Source organism: Bacillus cereus group sp. BfR-BA-01441, from assembly GCF_022663075.1.
Taxonomy (GTDB): Bacteria; Bacillota; Bacilli; order Bacillales; family Bacillaceae_G; genus Bacillus_A; species Bacillus_A cereus.
The window spans coordinates 1-10,969 of the sequence record NZ_JAKUEU010000120.1 but is presented as its reverse complement, the minus strand read 5'-3'; the positions used below and the strand labels follow the sequence as shown (position 1 = coordinate 10,969).

The window sequence follows — 10,969 nt, the reverse complement described above, 5'->3', positions numbered from 1 at the left end:
TTTGGTATAGTATAGTGCCCCAAAACAAAAATGTAGAATTTTTATTTTGGGGTAGTTTCTTTTCTTAGTGGGATAGGTATGGGGAAATTAAAAAAAAGAAAACAGGCTGTATCGAATAGGTAATAGTTGATTTTAGAAAAAAATATAAAATCGAGTTGACATTCATCGCTACTCAGTCATACAATGTAGTTGTAATAAGCAATACTGAGTAGTGTTGTTTCTCAAAATATTTTCAGTAGACAATAGGTAATAGCGGATTATAGAAAAAATTTGAAAATCAGTTGACATTCATCACTACTTAGTCATACAATGTAGTTGTAATAAGTAATACTGAATAGTGTGGTTTTACTCAAAAACTATTCAGTAAAAAATTCGCCTTAGTACTCTGTGATACTGAATATAAGTCAGACAGAATAGGGGGTAAAGGAGGATCAGGACATGGAAAATTTAACTGAAATGCTGAAAGGTTCACTGGAAGGGTGTGTACTGGAAATCATTAGTCGCCGTGAAACGTATGGCTATGAGATTACCCGCCACCTGAATGATCTTGGGTTTACCGAAGTTGTGGAAGGTACGGTGTATACCATCCTCGTACGATTAGAGAAGAAAAAGCTTGTGAATATTGAAAAGAAACCATCAGATATGGGACCGCCTCGTAAGTTTTATTCATTAAATGAAGAAGGCCGCCAGGAGCTTGAATTGTTTTGGAAAAAATGGGATTTTGTATCGTCAAAAATTAACGTCTTGAAGTCAAAATAGGTTCATAAGATAAAATGTTCCGGCCGATATTTTGAGAATTTCTTGTTCGGTTTTATAAAAAAGGAGGAAAATAAGATGTTAGAAATGTTCAAAAAGTTAATTGGTGATAAAAAAGAGTACAAAATGATGATGGCACGAGTTGAGGCTCTGCCAGAGGACTACCAATTTGTATTTAAGAAAATTCAAAACTACATGTGGAATTTTTCAGCGGGTAACGGGATGGATATGTTACACATACAGTATGAATTAATCGATTTGTTCGAAGCGGGTGCAGCGGAAGGAAGACAAGTGCTTGACATTACTGGGGATGACGTGGCTTCCTTTGCTGACGAACTAGTGGCAAATGCTAAAACTTACGTCTCCAAGTATCGTGAAGATTTGAATGAAAGTATTATGAAGAAATTGAGAAAAAAATAAATGGAATAAGTAGTACCGACTGATTAGCTGGTTACACATATGAATTGCCATCATAGCTATTCAGTTATATTTTTAATTCGGTACTAAGTAATACAGAATATCAGTGATACTAAATAGATAGAGGTAAATAAATAGTCTTCGCAAAACATTTTTATAGGGAGGAAAAAAGTATGAGTCATGCAGTGATTTCTGTAAAAGGTTTGAAAAAATCCTTTAAAGACAAGGAAGTTTTAAAAGGGGTAGATTTTGAGGTGCAGCGTGGAGAAATTTTCGCGCTGCTAGGCTCAAATGGAGCGGGAAAGACGACAACGGTCAACATCCTTTCGACACTAATGAAGCAAGATAGCGGTGAAGTAAGTATTTGTGGATTTGATGTACAGAGTCAACCAGATTATGTTCGTCAAAGTATCAGTTTGACAGGGCAGTTCGCAGCTTTAGACGGTATGCTGACTGGGAGGGAAAACTTGATAATGATCGCCAAATTACGTGGTGTTTCCAATCCCGCTCAAGTTGCTGACAATCTACTTGCAAGATTTAGCCTGACTGATGCGGCAAACCAAAGGGCAGATCAGTATTCAGGCGGGATGAAGCGCCGGCTTGATATCGCGATGAGTTTGATTGGGGCGCCAGCAGTTATTTTTCTTGACGAACCAACGACTGGACTTGATCCTGAAGCGCGAATCGAAGTGTGGGATACAGTCAAGGAACTTGCTGGTAGCGGTACAACTATTTTGCTTACGACTCAGTACTTGGAGGAAGCAGAACAACTGGCAGACCGTATCGCTATTTTGCATGGCGGAAAAATTATTACGACAGGTACTCTTGCTGAACTAAAAGAGATGTTCCCGCCAGCAAAAGTGGAGTATATCGAGAAGCAACCGACATTGGAAGAAATATTCCTTGCGATCATTGGCAAAAAGGAGGAGATGTAAATGAAAAGTAAAACAGGTGTATTACTAGGTCGTTTAATGCGTAACATTATGCGCAGTCCGGATACAATTATTACAGTAGCGATTACACCGATTATGATGATGCTATTATTTGTCTACGTGTTTGGCGGCGCAATAAAAACTGGAACGGAAAACTACGTTAATTATTTATTGCCGGGAATTTTGCTAATGGCTATCGCATCCGGTGTAGCTTACACTTCCGTGCGACTCTTTACGGATGTAAAGAGTGGGCTGATGGCACGTTTCATTACGATGCCTATTAAGCGCTCATCGATATTGTGGGCTCACGTTCTAACCTCTCTGGTTGCTAATGTACTTACTATCGTGGTGGTTATTCTTGTTGCACTCTTAATGGGTTTCCGTTCCAGTGCTAATATTCTAGATTGGCTCGCGGTAGCTGGGATACTTGGGATGTTTACGCTGGCGCTAACATGGCTAGCTATCATTCCAGGATTGAAAGCGAGGTCTATGGAAGGGGCGACTGCTTACTCGTACCCGCTAGTTTTTCTTCCATTTATTAGTTCGGCCTTTGTGCCTACCGAAACGATGCCAAAAATTGTTCGTGCGTTTGCAGAGAATCAGCCTGTAACTTCAATCGTGAATGCGATTCGTGCTCTTTTATATGAAGGAACTGTTGGAAACGATATTTGGATTGCGCTCGCTTGGTGCGTAGGTATAATGATTATTTCTTACTTTTTCGCCAGTAAAGCATTTAAACGTCAGTTAGGGTAAGAAACGAGATAAACGAAACCTTCAGGAATAATATATATTTAGAAAAGCACGGGAGATTTTCCGTGCTTTTATTATTTATCATGCTCTCATTGTAGTAAATGAAATGGTATTTAAAAATAGAATAATTGTCCATAAAGCTTAATATTTGAGGCTCACTGCTTATGGAATGTATAAGCACACTCGTTTTTGTAAATCTGCTAATACTTCATCGGGAATTTCTTTGATTTTAATATCCTTCCCTAGAAAAAGCAGCCAATTTATTATTTCCGTCATTTCATCGGGATTGTTAACATTGATAAAAGTTTGTAAAATGGCTGTGGATTGGTAAGGATTAGTATAAGATATTGAAATTTTTAAAGGATGGTATTTTTTGAACTGGGCAATTGCTGTCGGACCAAGTTCAAATACAAGGTTAATTGCTTCGTCCTTCTTACTTAGTTTTTCTAAAATCTTTTTCTTATTTAGCCTTTTGTTCGTCGTGTATGGTTCGATATTAATGAGATCATCGACAGGAAACATCATCTTCTTTTCTTTTTTTAAGTCAAACCCTTCAATGATCCAATGGCTTTTTTCTTGATAAAGGTGCAATAGATAAATTGGATAAGACTTGATTTCTTCATCTTCTTTCATAGTAATCAATAAATGGTTATCCAAAAGAAGGATTTGAATGAGTTTTTCTAACATAGGATGGGGGAGATCAGAAAGCTCAAGTAGATCGGGATTATGAGGGTTAGTCCCTTGGAAAAGCAAGAGTTGATTTAAAAGAACGAGATCATCTTGCTGGGTTTCTGAGATGAGTCCTAGTAGTTTTTCGGCTAAAGATTGACGACTCTTTAGGTAGGGAAGTTGTTGATTCCTTGTAGCCATAAAGGCAATAAAAAGAGCTTTCACTTCATTATCAGTAAAGCGAACAACGGGCAGGATAGAGTTGTGCATAACAAAATATCCCCCGGTCCTCCCAACTTCAGCGACAAGTGGCATTCCCATAGCTTCAATTTCTCTAATGTCTCTAATAGCTGTCGACCGTGATATGTTAAATTCTTGTATAATTTCAGAAATTGTAAAGTGAGAGCGGTTGTTGATATACCGCATAATTGTATTAATCCGTTCAACTTTTTTCATTTTAGTCTCCTAAACAGTATCATTTTTTGACATGGTTTAAAGGTATTATAAACGTATCAGATGAAAAGATAAATCGTTTGATTAATAAAAAAAGAGGCAGGTTTTGAATATGAAAAATTATTCTATAGAAGAAAAAGATAGCTTTATTGTGTTAGGTATTGGAACTGAAATTAAGAGTGAATACACAGACTTTGCTGGAATAAATAAAGAAAAGGAAGACTTTTGGTCGGCTGTTAAAGAAGATGGAAGGCTGGACACTTTAAAAGCTTTAGCTACAAATGAATACATTTTTTCCGTGAGCGAAGCGGTGAATAACAAAATGATGTATTATGCGGGTGTCATGACAGAAGCACAAATAGAAGAAGAATCTAGAGTGATTCAGTTTCCGAGGGGAGAATACTTAGTAGTGAAAGGGGAAGACAAAACGGCTAAAGAGCTAAGTAATAAGCTTACTGGCATCGCCTTCGGTCAAGCTTTACCAGAAGCAAAGGATTTTGCCTACGTTGGTGGACCGAATACAACGGTTGAGATGGGACAGAGAAATGGCTTAGTATTTGGTGAAATGTGGATTCCGGTTGTTAGGAAGTAAAGTGATAAAAGGTGCGAATATAGAAAGTAGAGGCTAACGATCTTGTATTGTTGGCCTTTTTGAAATGAATATAATATTCATATACTGCTACACAGTATGTTCTGATGAAATGGAATAAAAGGGAATTGCTGTAAGGTGGTGGCAGATTGAATAAAAAAAGATTATTTGAGCTATTCATAGTAACGTTTGTTTTTCTATTCCTTCATGTAAGTACATTTACTAATGAAAAATTTAACGATAAATTGGGATCTTTTACTTACATTGTTTTATTTCTTATGCTTACTATCAACGCTATATTTATAGAAAGGTATTTTGGTGATATACAAAAGTGGATTCGAAATATTACATGTTGCTTTGCTTTATTCGTAGTGGTTTTAGTAGCTCTATGGATAGGTTATTTTTAGTCCTTACTTAAGAGAATGAGAAACATGTGATTACACTACATTTGATCCGATACTATTACTTAGCTGCATCGGTTTATATTAATCTTTTCTCTCCTCAATCATCATAAAATGTACAATAGGAAATTTTATGTAAGATAAAGAAGGAAGGTTTACGGTCAGCCTGAGTACTTTGCTAGCTTTTGCGCTTGTTTCACTTAGTATGGTGAGCCTATTTTGATTTATCTTATTTCTCATTCCATTACGTAGGGGCGTATGGCAGGATTTATTTTTTTTATTGAGCATCATGCTTGGATTTGTAATTCATATAAATGAAGCAACTTTAGTATTCACTCAAAAATCCATTGTCTATGAAACAACTAGATTTGTAAACGGCTTTAATAGAAAGATGTCTATTGTATTTTTTGCGGCAAGATTAAATAGCTTTTTTGTTACTTTACAATAAAGTATACTTAATATCAGTAATTCATGTAATTAGGGGTGGTTTCTATATTTAGAGAAAATACAAAAAGGATACTTCTGTCATTAGTAACAAATCCAATACTAATAATTGTATATGGGATTTTTTGTTATGAGTTGGCCTTATACTGTAAGTACGGAAGAATGAATTATAATATTTACATTTTGTTATTATGTATAGTACTTTTTATATCCATAACTACATTTACTACAATGCGGGTGATAAAAAATAGAGAATATGAATCTAAAAAATTAACAAATTCAATAGCATGGAGATCCATTTCTATTATCATTATTGTTGCAATTACATCATTTTATGGGATGCAGATTTATAAAAGTGCAATAAATTACAATGGTAAATTGGCATGGTTTATAGAAAAGTTAAAACATGAAAGGTCAGTTAAACTTAAACATAATAATATATATAAGTCTGGAGTAGAAGGTATTTTTGAAGATATAAATAAAAAATATCCTTTGCCAAAGAAATTGTATATGGCAACTGATTTTGATCTTACATTTCATTCAGATGGAACAATCACAGCGTTTGATACATTTGTTTATGGGAAAAATGATGATGGGAAAGAAGAAACTTATTTAATCTCTTATAATAAGAAGAAGTCAGAAGATATTACTATAATACGAGACGGATACGCAAAGCCTGATTATAATGATGATAAATTAGTAGAACCTTTAATTGAAACGGTTAAGGCGATTCCAGTTAAGCAAACGGTTAGAAAATGGAATGAAAGTAAGTATGGGTTGATTTATTATGGAAAAAGAAATTGGGGATCCAATACAGAGGGAATTATTAATATTACTGAGGATGGTAAGGGACAGAGTCTTAAAAAAGCAGCTTCTGATATCATTGGATATACTGTATCTATATTTGTCCCTGGAAAAGAGCAAGAGCTAGTCCCTGCTAGATATAATTTAATAAGTGACGCAAGTTGGAGTAAATCAAAGACGCCTCCAAAAGAAGATATGCTTAAAGAGAAGAAACAACAAGATTTAAAGAATGAAAAAGAACAGTTTTTCCTATCGAAAGAAGTTGGTTATAAACTAAATATGACAGATAAAGCATTAGGGAGCGCCTTTTATTCATTAAGCAAGACTAGTGATGAAGGGAAAACATGGGAGATTATCAATCCAGACCCATTTAATGGGGGGATTGGTAGTGTATCAGGAATCACTTTTATAAATGATAAACTTGGGTTTTTAGGAGCAATTAGGCCTTCTGGTAATGAAGGAGAGTTATATCGCACAGATGATGGGGGAGTATCTTTTAAAAAGGTAGAATATCCGCCGCATGAAGTGAAATTAGATCATACACAGTCCACAATAAGTCCTTTTGATTCACCTAGTATGCCATATGAGAAAGATGGGGTTTTTAATATGTTAGTTGGACAAGGGGCAGATGGAGACTACAATGGCGATAGTAGTGCACTTTATCAATCAAAAGATAACGGAGAGACATGGGAATTTGTAGAAGAAGTGAAAAAGAAATAATCAGAATTTTTTTGGGAAATAAGGTAACTACTTAGCTATACATTTTATTTAGAAGTTTGGTAAGGGGTATAATTCCAGCCATGAAGATAAAAATGGACCTATACCTCGCTGCCTTTCTTTGTTTTATTTCTTATGCTTACTATCAACGCTATATTTATAGAAAGGTATTTTGGTGATATACAAAAATGGATTCGAAATATCACATGTTGTTTTGCTTTATTTGTAGTGGTTTTAGTAGCTCTATGGATAGGGTACTCTTAGATCCTTACTTAAGAGAATGAGAAGTATGTGATTACAATACATTCGATCCGATAATATTACTTAGCTGCATCGTTTTATATTAATCTTTTCTCTCCTTAATCATGATAAAATGTACAATAGGAAATTTATGTAAAATAAAGGGGAGGTTTATGGTCAGCCTGAGTACTTTGCTAGCTTTTGCAATTGTTTCGCTTAGCATGGTTTGTTCACCTGGGCCTAATATGATTTACCTCATTTCCCGTTCCATTACGCAAGGACGTATGGCGGGATTTATTTCTTTATTGGGCATCATGCTCGGATTTGTAATCTATATAATCGCAACTATGTTTGGACTTACAGTTCTATTCGTTGCTGTTCCCGCTGTATATGAAGCAGTAAAGTGGGCAGGTGCTGCTTACTTGCTCTGGCTCGCCTGGAATTCGATTAAACCGGGTGCTACATCTATTATGGAACCTCGTATGATTTCTAATGAGCCACCAAGGAAATTATTTCTGAGGGGACTCATGACGAATCTTCTGAATCCAAAGATTGCTATTTTGTATGTATCATTTCTACCTCAATTTGAAGATCCAGAGAAGGGATCGTTGCTTTTTCAAGGTGCAGTTTTGGGGCTTACGCAAATCACTGTTAGCTTTATGGTTAACCTTGTAATTGTATGTACAGCAAGTAAAATTGCAAAATGGTTTGGCACACGCCCGACGTGGCTACGAGTACAGCGTTGGCTTATGGCAAGTGTTTTAACGGGGCTTGCTGTACGTCTTGCTTTTGAACGTCGACAGTAAGAGCCTCTTTACCGTCAGTTTCTATAATATAACCTAATAAATATTAATATAATTTATGTATAGTAGATATTTACCTTATAAAATAAGGGGGGAATATTATGACTGAGACAAATGAATCTTCAGGAGTCAATTTGAAAAAAGATGTGAAGTTTTCTATTATAATTCCTGCACACAATGAAGAAAAGTACATTAGAAAATGTTTAGATTCAATTGCAAAGGCATCAGAGGCATATAAAGAGCAAACGGAAGTTATAGTTGTTTTAAATCGTTGTACAGATAAAACAGAGGAAATAGCAAAATCTTATAATTGTGTTACATTGAAAAATAACGATAAAAACTTATCTAAAATTCGAAATGCAGGGGCTAAAATAGCTAGTGGAGAAATAATCGTTACTATAGACGCTGATACCATAATGACAGAGTCTATGTTGTTTAATGTAGATAAATATTTAGCTTCAGGTACATACATTGGTGGTGGGGTGAATGGTAAGTTTGAAAGAATATCTTTAGGAATATTTCTCTCCGCAATGTTAATCATAATCCCCTTACTTTTTAAGTACGGAGCTATATCTGTAGGGATTTTTTGGTGCTATAGAAAAGACTTTATGGCAATCAACGGATTTAATGAAAACATGCTTATGGCAGAAGATGCAGATTTCGCTAAACGTTTAAAAGAGTGGGGAAAGAAAAATAATAAGAAATTCGGTACTATTAAAAATGGAATGATAACTTCATGCAGAAGATTTGATACATATGGAGACTGGACTTTACTTAAAAATCCAAAAGTAATTTTAGCTTATCTAAAAGGAAATGATAGAAAATACGCAGATAAGACATATTATGATAACCAAGAAAGATAAAAATGGAGAAAATCGGCAGAGGATAGCTAGTACTTTTTTAGATATGATGAGAATCCAACTTAATTTAATAGAAATTATAAGAAAACCATCAATTTGATTATCCTTTTTCAAATTGATGGTTTTTTATTTTTGAAATAAATATGTATTTTTTATAAAAATATTTTTTGACCCCCATAAAACTATGTATTCCTCCGAATATGTATAGTGAAGAAAATAAATAGAAGAAAAATGACTATGAAAGAATATAGAAGCATTAATAAAATTACTAGATTAAGTGGGCATCTAAAATAAAAGGATGAAATTACTAATTATATAGAGGAGAGTTATTCAAGGATTGCAGATAAAATAGAAAATGAATAAGCAAAACGAACGGTAGAAAATAAGAAAGTAGATAAAAATACAAACTTAACTGTAGTGCCGAGAGAAAAGGAAAAATCATCAAGAAAACGTTAGATTCTAAAAATATAGCTAACAGTAAGAAAACAAGACCGAAGAAAAGTACCAAGAAAATCTGGTTAAATGGTCACTTGTGTAGTGGCCATTTTGCTATTTGAAGGAGGCTGGGAGATTACAAGTGTTGAGTTTAGTAATGAAGATCTTAAGAAAACCGAAAATAGAAGATATCGTATGTAACATACAAAACAACGAAGAAGATAAAGAAGCATTTATCGTACAGTATCAGCCTTTTATTAGAAAATCAATTTCATCTGTCTGCCGCCGATATATTACAGAACAGGATGATGAATATAGCATTGGATTGTTTGCGTTTAACGAAGCAATTGAACAGTATTCCTATACAAAAGGAAAATCCTTTTTAGCGTTTGCTGATCTTCTTATAAAAAGAGATGTAATTGACTATATACGTAAGGAGTCTAAACATAACTTTGTCTTTTTAAAAGAAGATGAGCAAGAGGAAATGTTAGAAATGCAAGTGTCGCTTACGGAGTATATGAAAGAGATGGAAAATAGTAACCGTAAGGAGGAAATTCTTCATTTTCAAAGTGTGCTAGCTGAGTTTAAAATCACATTCTCAGAGCTTGCTAAAGAATCTCCTAAGCATCGTGATACGCGTGAGCACTTAATAGAAATTGTAAAAATTATTATAAAAGAAGAGGAAATGATGGAAGAGCTGTTCCGAAAGAAAAAGTTACCGCTTAAACATATTGAACCGCGTGTTAGGGTAAGTCGTAAAACGTTGGAACGACATAGAAAATACATTATTGCAATGTGTATTATTTTTGCAAACAACTATACATATATTCTGGATTACATAAGAGGGGAAAAGCATGATGAATAAAGGAATTGTGATGGATATAAAAAAGCATAGCGTAGTTGTTTTAACACCAAATGGAGAGTTTATTACGTGTAAAAGAAAAGGGGATTCTTGCATGATCGGGGAGGAAATCTCATTTGATGAGCAAGAACAAAAAGCATCGCATTTTTCGATCCCTTCCTTTTTAAAACCTGCATCAATACTTGTTGCTTGTTTTCTATTTGCAGTGCTGTTTTTCTACAACCAACCAGAAGAAAAAGTATTTGCTTACGTCTCAGTTGATATAAATCCAAGTTTAGAGGTGAGCGTAACAAAGGATTTTCGTGTTATAGATTTACAGGCTTGTAATGATGATGGAAGGCGTATTTTAAAAGAATTGAAGCAATGGGAAAATAAACAATTACAAGAAGTAATACGTACTATTATAAAGCAAAGTCAAGAGGATAAGTATTTAACGAATGATAAGCAAGTTATGCTAACAGCAGTTGCAAAGGACAAGGCGCTAGAACCACAGTTAGAAAAGGCAATGAAAGAATTGAAGAAAGAATATGAGTTAAAACATATTACAGTTGAATATCAAAGTAGCACGATGCAAGTACGAGAGAATGCTAGAAAAGCTGGAATTGGCACAGGTGTCTATATAAAGCAAGAGAATGAGAAAAACAAATCGCTTACTCCTCCTGCCACGCCGCCTAATCCGGTGGAAAATGAAGAAGAGGTGCAATCACAGCCGGAGTCATCTCCTGATGCATCAATGGATTTATCTCCTGTAAAAGAAAAAAAATATGAAAAGCAAGAGCAGAAAGAACAAAAGAAAACAGAGGGACAGCCATCGAAGCAAATAAAAGAAAACAATGG

At 34.8% G+C, this 10,969-nt stretch carries 12 protein-coding genes and 1 pseudogene; 12 read left to right on the top strand and 1 reads right to left on the bottom strand.

The features are described from left to right. Window positions 1-438: 438 nt before the first annotated feature. From MR107_RS27520 to MR107_RS27505, 4 genes are all read left to right on the top strand, one after another. A complete protein-coding gene (locus tag MR107_RS27520; protein WP_000429488.1) occupies window positions 439-759 on the top strand; it encodes a PadR family transcriptional regulator in 321 nt (106 codons plus the stop codon). Window positions 760-834: 75 nt separating this feature from the next. Beyond that, window positions 835-1,176 carry a DUF1048 domain-containing protein gene (locus MR107_RS27515; RefSeq protein ID WP_000891986.1) on the top strand — a complete coding sequence of 114 codons (342 nt, stop codon included), beginning with the start codon at window positions 835-837 and terminating at the stop codon, window positions 1,174-1,176. Between the two features lie 170 nt (window positions 1,177-1,346). Next, window positions 1,347-2,108: an ABC transporter ATP-binding protein gene (locus MR107_RS27510; RefSeq protein WP_242292973.1), complete on the top strand. Its 762-nt coding sequence runs from the start codon at window positions 1,347-1,349 to the stop codon at window positions 2,106-2,108. After that, the gene (locus tag MR107_RS27505; protein ID WP_000837815.1) at window positions 2,109-2,858 is read left to right on the top strand and encodes an ABC transporter permease; all 750 of its coding nucleotides are present in this window, start codon (window positions 2,109-2,111) and stop codon (window positions 2,856-2,858) included. Window positions 2,859-3,017: 159 nt separating this feature from the next. Here MR107_RS27505 and MR107_RS27500 read toward each other — a convergent pair whose 3' ends face one another. Beyond that, window positions 3,018-3,980 (bottom strand): helix-turn-helix transcriptional regulator, encoded by a 963-nt coding sequence (locus MR107_RS27500; protein ID WP_063225552.1) that lies wholly within the window; start codon window positions 3,978-3,980, stop codon window positions 3,018-3,020. Between the two features lie 109 nt (window positions 3,981-4,089). On the opposite strand from MR107_RS27500, the gene MR107_RS27495 reads away from it, so the two are divergent. The 8 genes and pseudogenes from MR107_RS27495 to MR107_RS27460 all read left to right on the top strand — a co-directional run. Beyond that, on the top strand, window positions 4,090-4,569 hold the full coding sequence (locus MR107_RS27495) for a GyrI-like domain-containing protein (protein ID WP_002041563.1): 480 nt from the start codon (window positions 4,090-4,092) through the stop codon (window positions 4,567-4,569). 146 nt (window positions 4,570-4,715) lie between these two features. After that, complete coding sequence (locus MR107_RS27490) at window positions 4,716-4,973, top strand: DUF3963 domain-containing protein (RefSeq protein WP_001036214.1); 258 nt, start codon at window positions 4,716-4,718, stop codon at window positions 4,971-4,973. A gap of 477 nt (window positions 4,974-5,450) precedes the next feature. Continuing rightward, a complete protein-coding gene (locus MR107_RS27485) occupies window positions 5,451-6,935 on the top strand; it encodes a WD40/YVTN/BNR-like repeat-containing protein (protein WP_368738396.1) in 1,485 nt (494 codons plus the stop codon). A 105-nt stretch (window positions 6,936-7,040) separates the two neighbouring features. After that, window positions 7,041-7,196, top strand: a pseudogene (locus tag MR107_RS27480) (DUF3963 domain-containing protein); the annotation flags it as partial. Between the two features lie 149 nt (window positions 7,197-7,345). Continuing rightward, complete coding sequence (locus MR107_RS27475; RefSeq protein ID WP_242292972.1) at window positions 7,346-7,978, top strand: LysE family translocator; 633 nt, start codon at window positions 7,346-7,348, stop codon at window positions 7,976-7,978. Window positions 7,979-8,076: 98 nt separating this feature from the next. Further along, a complete protein-coding gene (locus MR107_RS27470) occupies window positions 8,077-8,838 on the top strand; it encodes a glycosyltransferase family 2 protein (protein WP_000141007.1) in 762 nt (253 codons plus the stop codon). Between the two features lie 574 nt (window positions 8,839-9,412). Beyond that, window positions 9,413-10,135, top strand: a complete 723-nt coding sequence (sigI, locus tag MR107_RS27465; RefSeq protein ID WP_002082432.1) for an RNA polymerase sigma factor SigI — start codon at window positions 9,413-9,415, stop codon at window positions 10,133-10,135. Continuing rightward, window positions 10,125-10,969 (top strand): anti-sigma factor domain-containing protein (locus MR107_RS27460; RefSeq protein WP_242292971.1); only part of this gene is annotated, 845 nt, incomplete at its 3' end. The genes sigI and MR107_RS27460, both read left to right, overlap by 11 nt.

Excerpts from the sequence above, each read along its gene's own strand:
- MR107_RS27475 (WP_242292972.1), top strand. The coding sequence starts at position 7,346 with ATGGTCAGCCTGAGTACTTTGCTAGCTTTTGCAATTGTTTCGCTTAGC.
- MR107_RS27495 (WP_002041563.1), top strand. The coding sequence starts at position 4,090 with ATGAAAAATTATTCTATAGAAGAAAAAGATAGCTTTATTGTGTTAGGT.
- MR107_RS27470 (WP_000141007.1), top strand. The coding sequence starts at position 8,077 with ATGACTGAGACAAATGAATCTTCAGGAGTCAATTTGAAAAAAGATGTG.
- MR107_RS27520 (WP_000429488.1), top strand. The coding sequence starts at position 439 with ATGGAAAATTTAACTGAAATGCTGAAAGGTTCACTGGAAGGGTGTGTA.
- MR107_RS27505 (WP_000837815.1), top strand. The coding sequence starts at position 2,109 with ATGAAAAGTAAAACAGGTGTATTACTAGGTCGTTTAATGCGTAACATT.
- MR107_RS27510 (WP_242292973.1), top strand. The coding sequence starts at position 1,347 with ATGAGTCATGCAGTGATTTCTGTAAAAGGTTTGAAAAAATCCTTTAAA.
- MR107_RS27515 (WP_000891986.1), top strand. The coding sequence starts at position 835 with ATGTTAGAAATGTTCAAAAAGTTAATTGGTGATAAAAAAGAGTACAAA.
- MR107_RS27500 (WP_063225552.1), bottom strand. The coding sequence starts at position 3,980 with ATGAAAAAAGTTGAACGGATTAATACAATTATGCGGTATATCAACAAC.